Origin of the sequence: Streptomyces wedmorensis (assembly GCF_000716445.1) — a bacterium.
Classification (GTDB): Bacteria; Actinomycetota; Actinomycetes; order Streptomycetales; family Streptomycetaceae; genus Streptomyces; species Streptomyces wedmorensis.
This window is the reverse complement of record NZ_JNWK01000036.1, coordinates 21,364-39,381: the sequence shown is the minus strand read 5'-3', so window position 1 is coordinate 39,381 and position 18,018 is coordinate 21,364. Positions and strand designations below refer to the sequence as shown.

The window sequence follows — 18,018 nt, the reverse complement described above, 5'->3', positions numbered from 1 at the left end:
CCGGGCATTCCGTGCACCGGGTTTTGAACGGGACGTTCCCCCCGGTCGCCGACATGGCCGTACGCCGTGACGACGTGCCCACCGGCCCGCCCCACGCGGCCCGTCCGGGCGTCACGTCAGATCCAGTGGCCCCGCACCGCGCCGCGGGCGCGTCGCGCCAGCGCGTAGCCCTTCGTCATGGCCCGGTCCGCCGCGAAGTTCCGTGCGACGGCCCGGCCCTCCACGAGCCGGGTGAACTCCTCGATGCCGGTGGACCGGCGCACGGTCACCCGCTCCAGGGCGTACGGCCCCTGGCGGCGGCGGGCCAGCGCGTTGCCGACGGCGAGCGCCTGCGCGAACCCGGCCTCCCGGACCGCGTGGCGGACCCGGCGGCTGGAGTACCCGTACGGGTACGCGAAGGAGGCCGGGGCGGTCCCGAGCTCCTCGCCGACGATCTCGTGGCAGCGCAGCGCCTCGAAGCGCAGCCGCCGCTGGTCGAGCTGGTCGAGCTGCGGGTGGGTGTGGCTGTGCCCGCCGATCTCGGTGCCGGCGTCGGCCAGTTCGCGCACCTGCGACCAGTCGAGCATCGTGTCGAGCGCGCCGCCCTCGTCGTGCTTCCCCCGGAGCCAGCCCGTGGAGACGAAGACGGTGCTCGCGAAGGAGTGCTTGGCGAGCACCGGCAGCGCGTGCCGGTGCACGCCCTCGTAGCCGTCGTCGAAGGTGACGAGGAGCGGCCGGGCCGGCAGCGGTCCGCCGGAGCGCCAGGCCGCGGCGAGCCCGGCGGTCGTCAGCGGAGTGAACCCGCGCTCGGCGACCACCTCCATCTGTGCCGCGAAGGCCTCCGGCGTGACCGACAGGCCCAGGACGGCGGGTGCCGGGTCCCGGTCGACGGCGTGGTACATCAGGATGGGCACGGCGGCCCGCGCCCCCTCCGCCTCGGCCACGGTCACGCGACGACTCCTTCCGCACCCCGCGCGGCTTCGCGCACGGACCCGGTGCCGTCCGCCGCTCCGGGCGCCGCTCCGGGCACCGGTTCGATGGGGCCCCAGGAGAACGTGGTCCCGCCCCGCCGGGCCCGCAGCTGTCCGAGCGCGTACCCGCCGGCCGCGAGGGTCACACCGGTGAGGATGGCCCCGGCGCGGCCCGCGCCGCCGGATCGGCCGCGCAGCGCGTCGGCCGCGCCCCGGAGCACGCCGGCGGGCAACACCCGGGTCGTGTAGCGCCGTTCGGACTCCAGGCCCTTCTGCGTACCGACGCTCCGGGCGACCAGGGCCTTGGAGAGGCCTTCGGCGTACACCCGGGTGCGGAAGTAGCCGAAGCGCTCGCGGGCGGCGGGCACCTTGTGGTGGATGACCGCGCGGTCGTCGATGAGCAGGATCGCCCGGGGCAGCGCCTTGGCGAGCCTGATGCACAGCTCGGTCTCCTCGCAGCCGAGGGGCCGCCGGTCGCCGTCCCGGCCGATGCCGGTGGCGAAGCCGCCCGCCGCGTCGAAGGCCGTGCGGCGGAAGGAGGCGTTGCCGCCGAGCACGTTGCGCACCGGGACCCGGCCCGGGGGCAGGCCCCGGTACGTGCAGCCGACGACCCAGTCGAACTCCTCCGGGAACCAGGCGGGACGGCGTCCGGAGGCCCAGGCGGGCAGGGTGCGCCCGCCGACGGCCATCACGCGGGGGTCGTCGTAGGCGGCGGCGAAGTGCCGGAGCCAGTCCCGCTCGGCGACGGCGTCGTCGTCGAGGAAGGCCACGAGATCGCCGCGGGCGGCGGCGATTCCGGTGTTGCGGCCGGCGGAGAGGCCGCGGGGGCCCGCGTTGGCGAGCACCCGCACCTCCCCGCGGAGCCGCTCGTCCGCGTACTCCTCGGTGAGCCGGGAGAGCAACCGCTCGTTGTGGTCGACCACGAGCAGCGTCTCCAGCGGCGGCAGCGACTGTTTCCGGACGGAGTCGACGGCGGCGAGGATGTCCTCCCACCGCTCCTCCGTGTAGACGCAGATCACCACCGAGAAGCCCCGCGGGGTCGTGCTGTCGCTCAAGACGTCTCTCCCCGGGGGACGTTGACCGAGAACGCGGCGGGCCGTCGACGGGCCGACCGGCTGACGGCCTTCTCCTTGAGGATGACCTTGAGGACGCGGATCCCGTCGCGTACGGCGTTGAGGTTGCTCACGCCGTGAATGCGCAGGTACTCGTGGCTCGGCACTTCCTGCACCTTGAGACCGGCCTTGACGACCCGGATGTTGATGAGCGTCTCGATCTCGAATCCGGTGCAGTCGAGGGTGATCTTGTCGAGGCAGTGGCGCCAGAAGGCGTTGTATCCGTAGCAGAGGTCGGTGTAGCGGGCGCCGAACTTGCGGTTGACGAGGGTGCAGAGCGCCCAGTTGCCCAGTCGGCGAATGGTCGTCATGTCGTCGGTGCCGCCGCCGTTGGCGAAGCGGGAGCCCTTGGCGAAGTCGGCGCCCCCGACGAGGGCGGAGACGTAGGAGACGATCTCCTGGCCGTCGGCGGAGCCGTCCGCGTCGACCATCACGATGATGTCGCCGGTGCAGGCGGCGAAGCCGCTGATGAGGGCGTCGCCCTTGCCCTTGCCGACCTGCTTCACGACCTTGACGTCCGGCCGGAGTTCACGCGCGACGTCGACGGTGCTGTCGGTGGAATTTCCGTCGACGAGGACGACTTCGTGAATCCAATCCGGCAGCGTCTTGAAGACGTACGGAAGATTTTCTGCCTCGTTCATCGCGGGAATGACGACGCTCACCGGCGGAGTGATCGCCAAATGCGAGGTGATGGCCCGGTACTGGGCTGCTATTCGACTCGGCTCGGTCATTTCTTGGCCCGTGACGGCCGGGCGCAGGAACGAGCTCATGGGTCCGATTTCCCTCTCGTCCGGTGGGCGGCCCACCCCTTGGGCCGCCCGGTGGTCTATCCGGTTCGAAAGGGGGGTTCCCGCCCGCCCGTACGGAATCGAACTCCGTGCAGGATCGGCGAGTTGGCATGACTGGCCGCGCGGTACCCGCGACTCGGCGCACGTTCGAACACCGAGCACGGCACCCCCCTACCGCGCCTCGCACCGGGTCCACCGCGTCGCCAGGCCCTCCCCAGAGCCGCTTTGCGTGATGGATCGGTGCGAGTGAGATGTACGACGGTATTGATGAATGGGACTGTATGGCAAGTCCCGGATCTGTGGCCCCGTTTTCCGCACATTGGCGAAGCTTCGCCGATCGGATACGCGAGCCTCTCGATCGGATTCGATCAATCCGTTTAATCGCGGCGAACGGTGGGGCGGGACCGTACTTCTGTGGATTGTTGTGCGAATGTGTCGCGATCCCGTTCGGTCACGGCGCGGGAGCGGAAGTTCCGGTTCCTGGAGTGGCCGGATCTCGACGGTTGCTGACGGAGGATCGGCCGCCGTTCATCCCCAGTTTTGACATGAACACTTCCGGTACGGGCGATCCGATGCTACTACCTGGTAGCGCAGAGATCCTGCTACAGGGAGGTTCCATGAGACTGTCCCGATTCACCGCGCTCTCGTCCTCGCTCCTGCTCGGCGCCGTCCTCGCCCTCACCGGGGCGAGCGCCGCGCAGGCCGCCGAGACCGCCGCACTCGACTATGTGGCGCTTGGCGACTCGTACTCATCCGGCGTAGGCGCCGGCAGTTACGACAGCGCCAGCGGCGACTGCAAGCGCTCCACGAAGGCGTACCCGGTGCTGTGGAAGAACGCGAACGCCCCCTCGTCGTTCGCCTTCACCGCCTGCTCGGGCGCCCGAACGGGTGATGTGACCGCCAATCAGCTCGGGCCCCTCTCGGCCGCCACCGACCTGGTGTCCATCACGATCGGGGGAAATGACGCCGGTTTCGCCGACGTCATGACGACCTGTGTGCTCCAGTCCGAGTCCACCTGTATCAATCGTGTGAATCAGGCCAAGAGTTACGTGGACACCACGCTTCCCGGCAAGCTCGACTCCGTCTACACGGCCATCAGGGGCAAGGCCCCCGCCGCGCGCGTGGTCGTCCTCGGCTACCCGCGCTTCTACCAGCTGAGCGGCAGCTGCATCGCCGGCCTCAGCGAGGGCGAGCGCAGCGCCATCAACGGCGCCTCCGACTACCTCAACGCCGCCGTCGCCAAGCGCGCCGCCGACCACGGCTTCGCCTACGCCAGCGTCGTCCCGGCCTTCACCGGACACGAGATCTGCTCGGGCTCCGCCTGGCTGCACAGCGTCAACTGGCTCAACATCGGCGAGTCCTACCACCCGACCGCCGCCGGCCAGTCGGGCGGCTACCTGCCCTCCTTCAGGGGCGCGGTGTAACCGGGCCCTCGCCCGTGGCGCCGGATCCGGCCGGAGCGGTGCTCGTCGCCCCGCCCCCACCCGGACCGGCGCCCGAACCGTCGTCCCGCACCGCCTGATACGTCAGCGCCCCCGCGATCAGCAGAGCCCCGACGAGCCCGGCCACCAGGACGTGCCCCCGCCGGGGCGCACCCGCCCGGGCGGCCCGGGGCCGGGACGGGGTCTCGGCGGGTCCGGGGGAGGGGGCGGGTCCGAGGCCTGAACTGTCCGCGTCGCCCGGTCCGCCGGCCGGCCTGCCTCCCGGTCCGTTCTCCCGTCCGTCCTCCGATCCGCGGGCCGCGGAACCTCCGCGAGCCGTACGGCCGTTGCCGGTTCCTCCGCCCGCGGGACGTGCGGGCCGCGGCGACACTCCGCCCAGTCGCCCCAGCTCCCGCTCGATGCGGTCCGCCGCACCCGGCGAGGCGACGCCCTCGCCGCCCGGCGGCTCCTCGCCCAGCAACTCCTCGATCAGAGCGCCCAGGGGGCCCGTCCGGTGGCCGGCCGTCGCGTCGAGCAGGGCGCCGAGCGACCGCAGGTCCGCGGCCTCGCCCGCCTCGCCCGTCGTGCCCGCGGCACCGCCGCTCGAGCCGCTGCCCGGACCGGCGGGCGGACGGGCGCCCGGACCCGCGCCCGGGTCGGTGCCGAAGCCCGTGACGACCACCCGTCCGTCGTTCCCGAGCAGGACGTGCTCGGGTGCCACGCCCCGGTGCGGGACGCCCGCCTCCCGGGCCGCGCGCAGGGCGCCGAGTACCTGGAGGCCGACGCGCGCGGCCTCGCGCGGGGCCAGGGGGCCGCCCGCTTCGAGGGTCTCGGCGAGCGTGAGGCCGCGGACCAGTTCCATCACGACCCAGGGCCGGCCGTCCTCGGTGGCGACGCCGTGGACCGTCACCACGGCCGGGTGGGAGAGCCGCGCGGCCGCCCGCGCCTCGCGCTCGCGGCGCGCGTACAGGAGGGGGACGTCGTCGGCGGGGACGCCGTCCGGGAGCCGGAGCTCCTTGAGGGCCACCTCGTGCCCGCGCGTCTCGTCCAGGGCACGCCAGACGGTGCCCGTCGCCCCCTCGGCGAGGACGTCCAGAAGCCGGTAACGACCCGCGATCACCGTCATGGACCCACGGTAGCCCGAGGGGCGTCCTCCTGCCCCCGGTCCGTCGGCGGGAGCGCTGTGGCGATCTTGGTGTCGGAGATCACATCGGCCTCCGTGGCCATGGAGGCGGGTCGGGAGTGCAGGATGGTTCGTGACGGTTCGGCAGGTGTTCGAGTGCTGTCCAACTCGCCCTGGAATCAGATGGATTCGGACAGTGACCGTCAACCCCCGTACGGGTGCGGTGAATCCCGTCGGCGGGATACACGCGTGTGACGGTGGGGCGATAGGGTTAACCTGCCCGGGCCGGGTGCCCTTGTACGGGTGGGGAGTGACATGGAACAGATAGCAATGCGCAGCAGGCCGCGAGTGCCTGCCATCACCTGCGGGAGCAGTGCGACCAGTTCGCGACTCGACCGCCATCTCGCGGTGCTCGGCGGCCCCGCCGTGCCCCAGCGCGAGGTGGCCGAGGCGACGCTGCTGATGCGGGAACTGACGGCGCGTACGCACGAGCCGGCGGTGCACGGTCACCGCAGCCGCAGCGCGCGGGTCTCCCTCTTCGCCCCGCTCCGCCGACTCCGCCGCTCGCTCTTCGGCGCGCGCCGCTAGCGAACCCCGGGGCCGCCCGACCGGCCCCGACCGCGACTTCGCCGGACGTGTCCCCGCCCGTCCGGCGTTCAGTCGTGTCCGGAGCGCCGTGGCGTCCGTGCGGCCCGTACCCGGTTCCCCGTCAGGCGATCACGCCGGTGCTCCGCAGCTCCTTCAGCTCCGCCTCCGTCACCCCGAGTCCGGTGAGCACGGTGTCGGTGTCCTGCCCGAGGGCCGGGATCCGGTCCATGCGCGGCTCCGGCGCGTCCGGGAAGACGATCGGCGGCAGCAGCGAGCGCAGCGGTCCGACCGGTGACTCCACCTCCCGCCAGCGGTCCCGGGCCGTCAGCTGGGGATGGTCGGCGAGCTCGGCCACCGAGTTGAGGCGGGCGCAGGCGATGCCCGCCGCGTCGAGCCTTGTCAGGGCCTCGGCGGCCGTCAGCGGGGCCAGCGCCTCCGCCACGACGGCGTCCGTCGCCCCGCGTCGCGCCACCCTCGCCGTGTTGGTCGCGAACGCCGGGTCGTCGGCGAGACCGGGTCGGCCGAGTACCTGCTCGGCGAGCCGCCGCCACTCCCGGTCGTTCTGCACCGAGAGCAGCACCAGGCCCCCGTCGGCCGTCGGATAGGCGTCGTACGGGGCGATGACCGCGTGCGCGAGTCCCGTACGCGCCGGGGCGGCGCCCCCGTGGGTCCCGTGGTGCAGCGGATGCCCCATCCACTCGGCCAGCGAGTCGAGCAGGGACACCTCCACCGGACCGCCCCGGCCGGTGGTGCCGCGCCGGACGAGTGCGGCGAGGACGCCCGAGAAGGCGTACATCCCGGCCGCGATGTCGGCGGCCGGGATCCCGGACTTGACCGGCTGCTCCGGGGTGCCGGTCACCGACACCAGGCCCGCCTCGCACTGGACGAGCATGTCGTACGCCCGCTTGTGCGCGTACGGTCCCGCCGCCCCGTACCCCGAGATGTCCACGGCGATCAGCCGCGGGTGCGCGGCGCAGAGCGAGGCGGCGTCGAGACCGAGCCGGGCCGCGGCCCCCTGTGCGAGGTTCTGGACGAAGACGTCCGCGCCGGCCACCATCCGCCGCACGAGGGCGAGGCCCCTGGGGTCCTTGAGGTCGACGGCCACGGACCCCTTGCCGCGGTTGCACCACACGAAGTGGGAGGCGAGGCCGCGCGCCGCCGTGTCGTAGCCGCGGGCGAAGTCCCCGCCGTCCGGACGCTCGATCTTGACGACACGGGCGCCGAGGTCGGCGAGCTGCCGGGTGGCGAACGGGGCGGCGACGGCCTGTTCGACGGCGACGACCGTGACCCCTTCGAGGGGAAGTGGCTGGGTGCTCATGACAGCCCTGCCTACCCTGCCGGCGAGGCTCTTGTCATCAGGGGACACGTCACGCGGGGCCGGTCCGGAGCACGGACGGGAGCGGACGGGGTACGGACGCCGGTGCCCGCCCGCGGCGTTCAGCGGCGGGCGTACCTGCGGACCGCGAGCGGGGCGAAGACGGCGATGAGGCCCCCCGACCAGAGCAGCGCCCCGGCGACCGGGTGGGCCACCGGCCAGGCCGCGTCCACCGGGACGGGCGCGTTGCCGAAGAGGTGGCGGACCGCCGTCGTGACGGCCGAGATCGGGTTCCACTCGGCGAGCGTCCGCAGCCAGCCGGGCATGCCGCCGGTCGGGATGTACGCGTTCGACAGCAGCGGCAGCATGAAGGTCGCGCTGCCCAGCTGGCCGGCCGCCTCCTCGCTCCGCGAGGCCAGGCCGAGGAGGATGCCCACCCAGGTCGTCGCGAAGCGGAAGAGGAGCAGCAGACCGAAGGCGCCCAGGGCCCGGAGGGGCGTGCCCTCGATCCGCCAGCCCATGGCGAGCCCCACCAGGATCAGCGGGACCGTGCCGACCGCGCTCGCCACCAGGTCGGCCAGCGCCTGTCCGAGCGGGACGGCGGACCGGCTGATGGGGAGGGTGCGGAAGCGGTCCATGACGCCCCGGTGGGAGTCCTGAGCGGCCTGGAACATGCCGGTCATGAGGCCGCCCGCCGCCGTCGCGACCAGCATTCCGGGCACCAGGAAGGCCCGGTACTCCTCGCCGGGCGTGGCGAGCGCGCTGCCGAAGACGTACCCGAAGAAGAGCAGGAAGACGATCGGCATCGTCTGCGTCATGACGGTGATCGCGGGCGCGTGCCGGATCCGCTGGAGGTGACGGCCGAGTACGGCGGTCCCGTCGTGGGCGAGGGCGTTCACGCGACGAGCTCCTTCCGGTCGGTGAGGCGCAGGAACACCTCGTCGAGGGTGGGCGGACGCAGTGAGGCGTCGATGATGTGGACCCCGGCCGCGTCGACCGCGCGGACGATGCGGGGGAGGGTGAGCGTGGTGTCCGTGGTGACCGCGCCGACCGCGCGCCGCCCGGCGTCCAGGGCCGGAGCCGAGCCGGTCAGCCGGTCGAGGACGGCCGCGGCCGCTTCGAGGGACGACGGGTCGGCGACGACCACCTCGGCGTAGCTGCCGACGAGCGCCTTGAGTTCGGCCGGTGTGCCGCGCTGTGCGGCACGCCCTTCGTCGATCAGCACGATGTCGTCGGCGAGCTGGTCGGCCTCCTCCAGATACTGCGTGGTCAGCAGCACGGTGGTGCCCTGGGACGCCAACTCCCTTACGGCGTCCCAGATCCCGTTCCGGCTGTGCGGGTCGAGACCGGTCGTGGGCTCGTCGAGGAAGAGCACCCGCGGCGGCACCAGCAGGCTGGCGGCGAGGTCGAGGCGGCGCCGCATGCCGCCGGAGTAGGTCCGGGCGGGCCGCCCGGCGGCGGCGGTCAGGCCGAACCTCTCCAGGAGCTCGTCGGCGCGGGAGCGCGGGGCGCGCAGCAGCTTCGCGAAGAGGCGCAGGTTCTCGGCGCCGGTGAGGTCGCCGTCGACGGAGGCGTACTGCCCGGTGACCGCGATCCGCTTCCGTACTCCCGCCGGGTCGCGGACCACGTCGTGGCCGGCGACCAGCGCGCTGCCCGCGTCGGGCGTGACCAGGGTGGTGAGGACGCGGACGGCGGTCGTCTTGCCGGCGCCGTTGGGGCCGAGGACGCCACAGACCGTTCCCTCGGGGACGGCGAGGTCGAGGCCGCGGAGGGCGTGGACGTCGCCGTATCGCTTCCGCAGGCCTTCACTAAGTACAGCGTACGTAGTCGTCATGGCGCGACCATACCCCACTACGTACGGTGTACGTAACTACGATGGAGGGCGAGGTGATGATCCATGGCGGGCCGAGCGGCCGAACCGGAAGTGATCTGGGCGCGCCCCGAGCGCACGGGCCGCGGCCCCAGACCGGCGTACAGCCGGCGTGACGTCGTGGACGCGGCCGTCCGCATCGCCGACGCCGACGGCATCGACGCCGTCTCCATGCGCCGCGTCGCCGCCGAGATCGGCTGCGGCACCATGTCGCTCTACAACTACGTCCCCCGCAAGGAGGACCTGTACGAGCTGATGGTCGACGCGGTCAGCGGCGAGTACGAGCTTCCCGAGGAGCCCAGCGGCGACTGGCGCGCCGACATGACCGCGATCGCCTACCAGAGCCGCGCCCTCATGTACCGACACCCCTGGCTGCCCCGGGTGATGACCACCGCCTACGGCCTCAGCCCCAACGCCCTGCGCTTCCTGGAATGGTGCCTGGGCTGCCTCACGCCCCTGGACGTGCCCGCCGGACTGAAGATGCAGCTGATCGCCATGGTCAACGGCACGGTCATGGCGACCGTCGCCAACGAACAGGCCGTCGCCGAGCGGGCCCGCGGACTGCCCTGGTCCGAGGCGGAGGAGCAGGCGGTACGCGGCGCCTACCTCATGGGGCAGGTGGCGAGCGGACGCTACCCGCACCTCGCCGGGCTGCTCGCCGAGGCCCCCGCGGCCCCCGTCGACGCGGAGGAGATCTTCGCGATGACCATCGCCCGCCTCCTGGAGTCCTTCGCGCCGCCGGCCGAGGCAGCGCGCGTCACAGGAGCATGAACTGCCCCTCCGGACCCTCCTCCTGGTGGTCCAGCACGGACGCCGGGCGGCGGGCGCGGTCCGGCGGCGGCAGGACCCCGGCGGCGCGGAGGACCGCCGCTCCGATGCTTCGGGGGGCCGGTGCCGTCGGTGCCGTTCGAGTGGGTCCGGTGGGTCCGGGAGCTTCGGTGGTTCCTGCGTCTTCGGTGGTTCCCGTGGTCCCTGTTCCTTCGGCGGGCGGTGCCGTGCGCTCGGCCAGGGCCGACCGTTCCGGCTCGTGGGTCCCGAGCAGCGCCAGCACGGTGATCAGGTCGAGGAGTTCCGAGGTCCACTCCTGCGGCCAGCCGCCCGGCCCGATCGCCTCCAGGGATCCCGGCTCCGCCGGAGCGGTCCGGTGCGCGAACCACTGCTCCAGGACCCGCACGCCGCCGACCTGGTAGTTCCAGGCCTCGGCCGGCACCGGGGAGATCCGGCCGCCGTCGAGGTCGAGGACCTCGTCCCGGGGGTCGTACGCGATCGTGGCCGGCCGGGACGGCACCGCCGCCCGCACATAGGGCCGTCGGCCGCCCGGGAGCCGCGGCTTCGTCCCGCTGAGGGCCCCGCGCGTCTGTACGTCGACGAGCTCACGGCCGAGGGCCACGCCCGCCGCCCACACCTCCGGGTCCTCCGGCAGCGGCACCCGGCACCCGGCGGGGGAGGGGAGCGCCGCCGCCACCGTCCACGCCAGCCACTCCCGCGCGTCGACCTCGTGCCCGTACCGCTCCCCGAGGAAGGCGAGGAGGCCCGGGGCGAGATTGGGCTCGTGGCCGCCGGGGCGGCGGAACAGCGGCCTGATGCGCCCGGGGCGGCCCGCGGGGGAACGGCCCTCGGGGAGCGCGGCGGTCACCAGGATCGCGGGGCCGACGGCCCCGGGCACGTATCCCTGCTCGACGGCGAAGAGCTGTGGTCCGCCGACCACCCGCCACAGTTCCGGCCGGGCGGTGTCGATCAGACGGTGGTCGGGCAGCAGCCACTGCTCGTCGAACGGCCCGTGCGCGATCCGCACCGGCGCCGGGCACGGGCCGGCCTCGCGGGCGAACCGCACGGTGCCGGTCCGCTGCCCGGGCAGCGCGGCCACCGCGCTCACCGGCGTACGCGCCCGGCTCGGCCGGAACAGCGCCTCCCGCTCGGCACCCTCGGCCGCCGTCAGCCGGTCCCAGCGGGCGCGCAGGGTGCGGGCGTCGGGGGCGACGATCCATGACCGCCCGAACCGCAGCGGGGCCACGGACCACGGCATCAGCTCGTCGAGGAGGGGCGGCTCGTCGAGACGTACATCTTCCGTCACGCCCCGCATGCTAACGACGGCCGTCCGTGGGCTTCCACCGTCAGCGTGCTGCCTTCGTCACCGCGCCGCCGGCGTCACGGGCACGTGCGCACCGTCACGACGCGCGCACGTGCAGGGCGTTTCGACCATGCAGAGCGCTTCGATCGTGCAGGGCGTTTCGACCGTCATCGCGCGCATCGTCAATGCGCTCACACCGTCACGGCGCTGCCGTCGTCACTGTGCCCCCACGGTGACCGTGAAGGAGAAGCGGTCGCCGCGGTAGCGGATGCGGGCCACGTCGACGACCCTGCCGTCCTCGTCGTAGGTCACGCCGGTGTAGTGGAGGATCGGGGAGAGCAGCGGGACCTGGAGGAGGCCCGCCGTCTCCGGGTCGGCGAGGCGCGCCTCGACCGTGTCCGTGATGCGGCTGATCCGCACCCCGACGACGTCGCGCAGCACCTTCGTCATCGGCCAGCGGACCAGATCGGCCGGGTCGATCGCGGCGGCGAGCTCCGGGAGCACCGCGTTCTCCGCCCAGTTGGTGGGCTCGTCGCTCTCCCCGTCGCGGCGCAGCCGCCGGTACGCCACGACCTCCGGCACGTCCGGGAAGTACTCGGCGAGCTCGCCCGGCACCGGTTCGGGGCCGTGCCCGAGGACCGTCGTCCGCTCGCCCGACTGCTGGGCCACGATCGTGTCGATCGAGCCCAGCAGCCGGCGCGGGGTGGACCGCCGGGCACCCGGCTCGATGAACGTGCCGCGCCGCCGGTGCCGGCTGATCAGACCCTCCTCCTCCAGCTCCTTGAGGGCCTGGCGCATGGTGAGCACGCTCACGCCGTAGTGGGCGGCGAGCTGCTCCTCGGTGGGCAGCCGCAGCGAGGCGTCGGGCGTGCGGCCCAGTATCGAGGCGCGCAGCGACTGCGAGACCTGATACCAGAGCGGCAGCTTGCGGTTCAGGACCAGCGAGTCGGGTGCGAAGGCGGTCACGGGTTCTCCGTACGAAGGCTACGGGCTTACGACCGAGACATTACGGCCGGAAGTGGCGCTCCAGACCCTGCCATACGTCGTCGTATCCCTTCTGCAGGTGGTCGGCGTCCGCGGCCTGCGAGGTCGCGGTCATCGGCCAGCGGGTCTCGAACATGAACGCGAGGCCGTCGTCGATCTTCTGCGGCTTCAGCTCGGCGGCGCTGGCCTTGTCGAAGGTCTCCCGGTCGGGGCCGTGCGCGGACATCATGTTGTGCAGCGAGCCGCCGCCCGGCACGAAGCCCTCCGCCTTGGCGTCGTAGGCGCCCTCGATCAGGCCCATGTACTCGCTCATCACGTTGCGGTGGAAGTACGGCGGGCGGAACGTGTCCTCGCCGACCAGCCAGCGCGGGGCGAAGACCACGAAGTCCACGCCCGCGAGCCCCGGGGTGTCGGAGGGCGAGGTGAGGACCGTGAAGATCGACGGGTCGGGGTGGTCGTACGAGATCGTCCCGATGACGTTGAAGCGGCGCAGGTCGTAGACGTACGGGGTGTGGTTGCCGTGCCAGGCGACGACGTCCAGCGGGGAGTGGCCGTACGTCGCCGACCAGAGGTTGCCGCAGTACTTGTTGACCACCTCGACCGGACCCTCGACGTCCTCGTACGCGGCGACGGGGGCCCGGAAGTCGCGGGCGTTGGCCAGGCCGTTGGCGCCGATCGGGCCGAGGTCGGGGAGCTGGAAGGGGGCGCCGTAGTTCTCGCAGACGTAGCCGCGGGCGGTCTCGTCGAGCAGCTCGACGCGGAACCGGACCCCGCGGGGGATCAGCGCGACCTCGCCCGGGTGCGCGGCGAGCAGGCCCAGCTCGGTGCGGAGCAGCAGGCCGCCGCGCTCCGGGACGATCAGCAGCTCGCCGTCCGCGTCGCCGAAGACCCGCTCCATGGACGCGTTGGCGTGGTAGAGGTGCACGGCCATGCCGGTCCGCTGGGCCGCGTCGCCGTTGCCGCCGAGGGTCCACAGGCCGGCCAGCCAGTCGGTGCCGGGGGCCGGGTCGGGCAGCGGGTTCCAGCGGAGCCGGTTGGGGTCGGGCACGGTCTCGGTGAAGGGGGCGCCGCGCAGTGCACCGTTGTCGGTCCGGGTGAACGGCGGGTGCGCCGCCGACGGGCGGATCCGGTAGAGCCAGGAGCGGCGGTTGTGGGACCGCGGCTCGGTGAAGGCGCTGCCGCTGAGCTGCTCGGCGTAGAGGCCGAGGGGTGCGCGCTGCGGCGAGTTGCGGCCGTCCGGCAGAGCCCCGGGGACCGCCTCCGAGCTGTGCTCGTTGCCGAAACCGGTGCTGTAGGTGAGCGCCTCGGCCGTTTTCCTGGCCTGCTCCGTGGTCATCGCCCGCTCCTGTCCTGAGCCCCTGTTCCGAGGCCGCAAGGGAATCCTATGGATGACCGTAGGATTCCGCGCGCCTCCCGTCAACGGGGCACGGGCCCCGGCATGATCCCTCCCCGCTTTCGCGGTGCCCGGCACGAGTCCGTGCACGAGGGGGTCAGAAAAGATGAACAATGCTCTACTCTCACGCGCATGTCCTGGACCCGAAGACTCGTCCTCGCGCTCTCGGTCGTGCTCGCGGCGCTCGCCGCGGCCCTGCTCACCGCACCCGGGGCCCAGGCCCACGAGGAGCGGCCCGTCACCCTGCCCGACGGCTCCGGCAGCGTGCCGAAGCTCCGCACGGGCGAACCCGACCTCCTCGTCTGCAAGACCGACCGCGCCGACTTCGAGCGCCGCGTCGCAGGCTTCCCCGCCGCCCTCAAGACCCGCAACCTCGCCCTCCACGAACGCTGCGCGCGCGGCGGATACCGCCACCTCCAGCAGGCCGTCGACGCCGTCGACAGGCCGGGAATGACCATCGCGATCCTCCCCGGCCTGTACGAGGAGGAGCCCTCCCTGCCGCAGCCCACCGGAGAGTGCGCCAGGCTCAAGGCCCCCAAGTCCTCGCTCGGCTACCAGATCCTCAGCTACGAGCAGCAGCTGAGCTGCCCCCACAACCAGAACCTCGTCGCCATCCTCGGCAAGAAGAACCTCCAGATCGAAGGCACCGGCGCCTCCCGCCTCGACGTCGTCATCGACGCCAAGTACCAGAAGCTCAACGCCCTCAGGGCGGACGGCTCCGACGGCATCTACTTCCGCAACTTCACCGCCCAGCGCACCACCTTCAACTCGCTGTACGTCCTCGCCGCCGACGGCTTCGTCATCGACGACGTCCTCACCCGCTGGAACGACGAGTACGGCTTCCTCACCTTCGCCTCCGACCACGGCCTCTACAAGAACTGCGAGTCCTACGGGAACGGCGACTCCGGCATCTACCCCGGCTCGGCCTCGAACATCAACGACGGCTACGGCTACGACGTCCCCCGCTACGCCATCGAGATCACCGGCTGCCGCAGCCACCACAACATGGTCGGCTACTCCGGCACCGCCGGCGACTCCGTCTGGGTCCACGACAACGAGCTCGACCACAACATGGGCGGCGCCTCCATGGACTCCGCCTTCCCCGGCCACCCCGGACTGCCCCAGAACCACGCCCGCTTCGAACGCAACCTGATCCACGACAACAACCAGAACTACTACCCGCACGTCGCCGACGGCACCTGCGCCAAGCCGCCCGTCGACCGCGGCTACGAACAGGGCGTCGTCTGCCCCCAGATCTCCATGCCGCCCGGCACCGGCATCATCACCGCCGGCGGCAACTGGAACCTCTACGAGGACAACTGGATCTACGGCCACCAGCGCGCCGCGTTCTTCCTCAGCGCCGTCCCCGCCTTCATCCGCGGCGAGTCCGCCTGGGGCAAGCAGACCGACACCTCCCACCACAACCGCTACGCCGGCAACCACCTCGGCGTCGACAAGGCCGGCAACGCCCACCCCAACCGCACCGAGGTCTGGTGGGACGGCCAGGGCAGCGGAAACTGCTGGCAGTCCGACGCCGGTGCCACCACCCCCGGCGCCCTCCCCGGCTGCGGAACCCGCCGCGGCGACGTCTCCGGCAACACCGACCGGCTCATCGGCGAACCCGTCAAACTCGCCCAGCTCCTCGTCTGCGCCGACTACAACGTCCAAGCGCGCCGCCTCCCGGCCGGCTGCGACTGGTACGGCGCCCGCGGCCTCCAGCGCGTCGAGACCCAGCTCGCCCTCGGCGGCGCGCTCCTCCTCGCCCTCGCCGGCTGCGCCCTGTGGTGGCGCCGGCTCCGCGGCAACCGGCTCGCGGGCGTGGCCACCCTCATCGGCCTCGCGGGCCTGGCCCTCGACGTCGCCGGCTCGACCCTCGCCCTCACCCCGACCGCCCTGCCGGCCCTCGCGCTGCTGCTCACCGGGGTCTGGTGGACCCTCATCGGCCTCGCCCTGCGGCCCACCCGCCCCGTCCTCGCCTGGGCCACCCTGACCCTCGGCGCCGTCACCCTCCTCGACGCCTTCGACAAGGCCGTCCTCATGGTGCCCGGCATCCCCCTCAGCCCCGCCTGGTTCCGCCTCCTCCTCGGCGTCGTCTGGGTCCTCTGGGCCGTCATAGCCTCCGGCGCCCGCCCACCTCGCCCCTCGGACCAGTCCGCCCCCGGCCACCCCACGGACCAGCCCACCGTCGACCGACCCGCGGGCGGTACGGCGTGACGCGGCCGCCTGGGGTGACGCCCCTCCTTTCGCTCACGGTCGTCCTGGCCGCCGCGCTGACCCTCACGGGCTGCGGCGGCCGGGCCACCACCCACCACAAGCCGGGCACCACTCACCAGGAGGCCACCGGGAGCAGTGGCACGCTGCTCCCGGCCCGGGACGAGACGGGCCACCGGCTCAGGGAGCTCCCCGCGGCGGACGCCCCCACCGTCAGGGCCGAAGCGCGCCCCGACCCGGAGGGCGGCTGGAACGTCCACCTCGCCGTGGAGAGGTTCCGCTTCACCCCCGAGAGCACCGGCGGCGCGGCCCTCCCGGGCCGGGGGCACGCCCGCCTCCTCGTCGACGGCCGGGAGACCGCCCGCATGTACGGCCCTTGGGGGTACGTGCCTCCCGGCGCCCACACCCTGACCGTCCGGCTCCACGCGGACGACCACACGGTCTGGGCCGTCTCCGGAAGCCCCGTCCAGACCACCGTGCGCCTGGACGGCACCCCCGGCACCCCCGCCACATCCCCCGCTCCCGGCGCCTCCGCAACCCCCGGCGCCCCCGCCACGCCCGCCACGCCCGGTGCCTCCGTCGCCCCGGTACCGACGAGCCCACCACCGGCCGACGCCGGCCGGACGGTCACCCTCACCATCACCGGGAAGACCGTCGAACCACCCCTCTCCCGCATCGAGTTGAAGAAGGGCGAACGCCTCACCCTCCGTGTCACCGCTGACCGTGCCGACACCGTCCACGTGCACGGCTACGACCGCGAACTCCGCCTCTCGCCCGGCACCCCCGCGACCCTCACCCTCCTCGCCGACCGCACCGGTCTCTTCGAGGTCGAGACACACGAGTCCGGACTCGTGCTGACCCAACTCGTCGTCCGGTGACCGCCTTCCCCCTCCCCGTCGCCGCCGCCCACGCCCACGCCGAGTCGCTCGGACTCCCGCTCGCCCACGGCGTGGGCTCCCGGCACGACCTCCCCCTCTCGCCCTTCTACGCCTACGCCGGCGCCTTCACCGCACTCCTCGTCTCCTTCCTGGCCCTCGGCCTCCTCTGGTCCTCCTCCCGGTTCCGCGGAGACCTGGCCGGGCACCCGCTCCCCGCACCTCTCCAGCGGGTGGCCGACGCGCCGGCCACCCGCGCGGCCCTCCGTCTCCTCGGCGCCGCAGCCGCCCTGCTGTTCGTCCTCCATCTCCTCCTCGGCCCCGACGACCCGGACCGCAACCCCGCGCCCGGCGCGCTCTACGTGCTCCTCTGGGTCGGTCTCGTCCCCGCCTCCCTTCTCCTCGGCCCCGTCTGGCGCCTCCTCAACCCCCTGCGTGCCGTCCACGCCCTCCGCCCGCCCCGGCACCCCCGTCCGCTGCCCGCCGCACTCGGCATCCGCCCCGCCGCCGTCGGGCTCCTCCTCTTCACCTGGCTCGAACTCGTCGCGCCCGACAACGCCTCCACCACCACCCTCCTGACCGCCCTCGCCGTCCACACCGCCGTCCAGCTCGTCGGAGCCGCCCGCCACGGCGACCGGTGGTTCGCCCACGCCGACCCCTTCGAGGTCTACTCCTCCCTCCTCGCCCGGCTCTCACCGCTCGGCCGCCGCGCCGACGGCCGGCTCGTCCTGCGCTCCCCCTTCGACAGCCTCGACTCCACACCCCAGACCCCCGGTCTGGTCGCCACCGTCTGCGTCCTCCTCGGCTCCACCGCCTACGACGGCCTCTCCGACAACCCCCGCTGGATCACCACCCTCCAGACCTCGCCCCTCGGCCCCACCGCCACCGCCACGCTCGGCCTCCTCGCCGCCGTCGCCCTCGCCGCCGCCTGCTACGGCCTCTGCGCGGGAGCCCTGCGTCTGACGAACCGCGAACTCACCACTCCGCTCACCTCCTTCGCCCACTCGCTCCTGCCCATCGCCCTCGGGTACCTCGTCGCCCACTACTTCTCGCTCTTCGTCACCGAAGGGCCACGTACGGTCATCATGGCAGCGGGCACTGACAACGCCCTCGCACCCGCCCCACCCCTGGGCCCGGGCGGCCTCGCGACCCTCCAGGTCGCCGCGATCGTCACCGGGCACGTCCTCGGCGTCGTCGCCGCCCACGACCGGTCCGTACGGCTCTTCCCGCCCGACCGGGCGGTCGCCGGCCAACTCCCCCTGTTCGCGCTGATGATCGCGTACACCCTCGGCGGCATCGGGCTGCTCATCGCCTGAG

General features: G+C 73.1%; 16 protein-coding genes. 6 read left to right on the top strand and 10 right to left on the bottom strand.

Annotated features, from left to right (window positions below):
- Positions 1 to 116: 116 nt before the first annotated feature.
- From OO54_RS26175 to OO54_RS26165, 3 genes are read right to left on the bottom strand one after another with little or no spacing between them, the layout of a single operon-like run.
- A complete protein-coding gene (locus OO54_RS26175; protein ID WP_078905348.1) occupies positions 117 to 881 on the bottom strand; it encodes a polysaccharide deacetylase family protein in 765 nt (254 codons plus the stop codon).
- 44 nt (positions 882 to 925) lie between these two features.
- On the bottom strand, positions 926 to 2,005 hold the full coding sequence (locus OO54_RS26170) for a glycosyltransferase family 2 protein (protein ID WP_033207152.1): 1,080 nt from the start codon (positions 2,003 to 2,005) through the stop codon (positions 926 to 928).
- Positions 2,002 to 2,832: a glycosyltransferase family 2 protein gene (locus tag OO54_RS26165; RefSeq protein WP_033207150.1), complete on the bottom strand. Its 831-nt coding sequence runs from the start codon at positions 2,830 to 2,832 to the stop codon at positions 2,002 to 2,004. Before OO54_RS26165 ends, OO54_RS26170 begins: the two co-directional genes overlap by 4 nt.
- A 635-nt stretch (positions 2,833 to 3,467) precedes the next feature.
- On the opposite strand from OO54_RS26165, the gene OO54_RS26160 reads away from it, so the two are divergent.
- Complete coding sequence (locus tag OO54_RS26160; protein WP_033207149.1) at positions 3,468 to 4,274, top strand: SGNH/GDSL hydrolase family protein; 807 nt, start codon at positions 3,468 to 3,470, stop codon at positions 4,272 to 4,274.
- Here the strand turns inward: OO54_RS26160 and OO54_RS26155 are convergent.
- Positions 4,258 to 5,397: a protein kinase domain-containing protein gene (locus OO54_RS26155; protein ID WP_033207147.1), complete on the bottom strand. Its 1,140-nt coding sequence runs from the start codon at positions 5,395 to 5,397 to the stop codon at positions 4,258 to 4,260. The genes OO54_RS26160 and OO54_RS26155 overlap by 17 nt on opposite strands.
- Before the next feature lie 312 nt (positions 5,398 to 5,709).
- Between OO54_RS26155 and OO54_RS26150 the strand changes: the two genes are divergently transcribed.
- Complete coding sequence (locus OO54_RS26150; RefSeq protein WP_026058652.1) at positions 5,710 to 5,982, top strand: hypothetical protein; 273 nt, start codon at positions 5,710 to 5,712, stop codon at positions 5,980 to 5,982.
- 121 nt (positions 5,983 to 6,103) lie between these two features.
- On the opposite strand, the gene OO54_RS26145 is transcribed toward OO54_RS26150, so the two are convergent.
- The 3 genes from OO54_RS26145 to OO54_RS26135 all read right to left on the bottom strand — a co-directional run bounded on the left by OO54_RS26145 (position 6,104) and on the right by OO54_RS26135 (position 9,131).
- A complete protein-coding gene (locus tag OO54_RS26145; RefSeq protein WP_033207145.1) occupies positions 6,104 to 7,300 on the bottom strand; it encodes a CaiB/BaiF CoA transferase family protein in 1,197 nt (398 codons plus the stop codon).
- A gap of 119 nt (positions 7,301 to 7,419) precedes the next feature.
- Positions 7,420 to 8,196 (bottom strand): ABC transporter permease, encoded by a 777-nt coding sequence (locus OO54_RS26140; RefSeq protein WP_033207143.1) that lies wholly within the window; start codon positions 8,194 to 8,196, stop codon positions 7,420 to 7,422.
- The gene (locus tag OO54_RS26135) at positions 8,193 to 9,131 is read right to left on the bottom strand and encodes a daunorubicin resistance protein DrrA family ABC transporter ATP-binding protein (protein ID WP_033207141.1); all 939 of its coding nucleotides are present in this window, start codon (positions 9,129 to 9,131) and stop codon (positions 8,193 to 8,195) included. Before OO54_RS26135 ends, OO54_RS26140 begins: the two co-directional genes overlap by 4 nt.
- Positions 9,132 to 9,194: 63 nt before the next feature.
- Here OO54_RS26135 and OO54_RS26130 point away from each other — a divergent pair, with 63 nt between their 5' ends.
- Positions 9,195 to 9,938, top strand: a complete 744-nt coding sequence (locus OO54_RS26130; RefSeq protein WP_033207139.1) for a TetR/AcrR family transcriptional regulator — start codon at positions 9,195 to 9,197, stop codon at positions 9,936 to 9,938.
- Here the strand turns inward: OO54_RS26130 and OO54_RS26125 are convergent.
- From OO54_RS26125 to hmgA, 3 genes are all read right to left on the bottom strand, one after another.
- Positions 9,925 to 11,250 carry a type ISP restriction/modification enzyme gene (locus OO54_RS26125; RefSeq protein WP_033207137.1) on the bottom strand — a complete coding sequence of 442 codons (1,326 nt, stop codon included), beginning with the start codon at positions 11,248 to 11,250 and terminating at the stop codon, positions 9,925 to 9,927. The two genes, OO54_RS26130 and OO54_RS26125, sit on opposite strands and share 14 nt — an antisense overlap.
- 204 nt (positions 11,251 to 11,454) lie before the next feature.
- On the bottom strand, positions 11,455 to 12,204 hold the full coding sequence (locus tag OO54_RS26120) for a GntR family transcriptional regulator (RefSeq protein WP_017241613.1): 750 nt from the start codon (positions 12,202 to 12,204) through the stop codon (positions 11,455 to 11,457).
- A 40-nt stretch (positions 12,205 to 12,244) separates the two neighbouring features.
- The gene (gene hmgA / locus OO54_RS26115) at positions 12,245 to 13,558 is read right to left on the bottom strand and encodes a homogentisate 1,2-dioxygenase (protein WP_017241614.1); all 1,314 of its coding nucleotides are present in this window, start codon (positions 13,556 to 13,558) and stop codon (positions 12,245 to 12,247) included.
- A gap of 189 nt (positions 13,559 to 13,747) precedes the next feature.
- On the opposite strand from hmgA, the gene OO54_RS26110 reads away from it, so the two are divergent.
- The 3 genes from OO54_RS26110 (at position 13,748) to OO54_RS26100 (ending at position 18,017) form a co-directional block, all read left to right on the top strand.
- Positions 13,748 to 15,829 (top strand): right-handed parallel beta-helix repeat-containing protein, encoded by a 2,082-nt coding sequence (locus OO54_RS26110; RefSeq protein WP_033207135.1) that lies wholly within the window; start codon positions 13,748 to 13,750, stop codon positions 15,827 to 15,829.
- 14 nt (positions 15,830 to 15,843) lie between these two features.
- A complete protein-coding gene (locus OO54_RS45940; RefSeq protein WP_033207133.1) occupies positions 15,844 to 16,704 on the top strand; it encodes a cupredoxin domain-containing protein in 861 nt (286 codons plus the stop codon).
- A 71-nt stretch (positions 16,705 to 16,775) separates the two neighbouring features.
- A complete protein-coding gene (locus tag OO54_RS26100; RefSeq protein WP_033207213.1) occupies positions 16,776 to 18,017 on the top strand; it encodes a hypothetical protein in 1,242 nt (413 codons plus the stop codon).
- Position 18,018: the final 1 nt, after the last annotated feature.

Coding starts and splice junctions, on each gene's coding strand:
- OO54_RS26175 (WP_078905348.1), bottom strand. CDS start 881: ATGTACCACGCCGTCGACCGGGACCCGGCACCCGCCGTCCTGGGCCTG.
- OO54_RS26165 (WP_033207150.1), bottom strand. CDS start 2,832: ATGAGCTCGTTCCTGCGCCCGGCCGTCACGGGCCAAGAAATGACCGAG.
- OO54_RS26160 (WP_033207149.1), top strand. CDS start 3,468: ATGAGACTGTCCCGATTCACCGCGCTCTCGTCCTCGCTCCTGCTCGGC.
- OO54_RS26155 (WP_033207147.1), bottom strand. CDS start 5,397: ATGACGGTGATCGCGGGTCGTTACCGGCTTCTGGACGTCCTCGCCGAG.
- OO54_RS26150 (WP_026058652.1), top strand. CDS start 5,710: ATGGAACAGATAGCAATGCGCAGCAGGCCGCGAGTGCCTGCCATCACC.
- OO54_RS26145 (WP_033207145.1), bottom strand. CDS start 7,300: ATGAGCACCCAGCCACTTCCCCTCGAAGGGGTCACGGTCGTCGCCGTC.
- OO54_RS26135 (WP_033207141.1), bottom strand. CDS start 9,131: ATGACGACTACGTACGCTGTACTTAGTGAAGGCCTGCGGAAGCGATAC.
- OO54_RS26130 (WP_033207139.1), top strand. CDS start 9,195: ATGGCGGGCCGAGCGGCCGAACCGGAAGTGATCTGGGCGCGCCCCGAG.
- OO54_RS26125 (WP_033207137.1), bottom strand. CDS start 11,250: ATGCGGGGCGTGACGGAAGATGTACGTCTCGACGAGCCGCCCCTCCTC.
- hmgA (WP_017241614.1), bottom strand. CDS start 13,558: ATGACCACGGAGCAGGCCAGGAAAACGGCCGAGGCGCTCACCTACAGC.
- OO54_RS26110 (WP_033207135.1), top strand. CDS start 13,748: ATGTCCTGGACCCGAAGACTCGTCCTCGCGCTCTCGGTCGTGCTCGCG.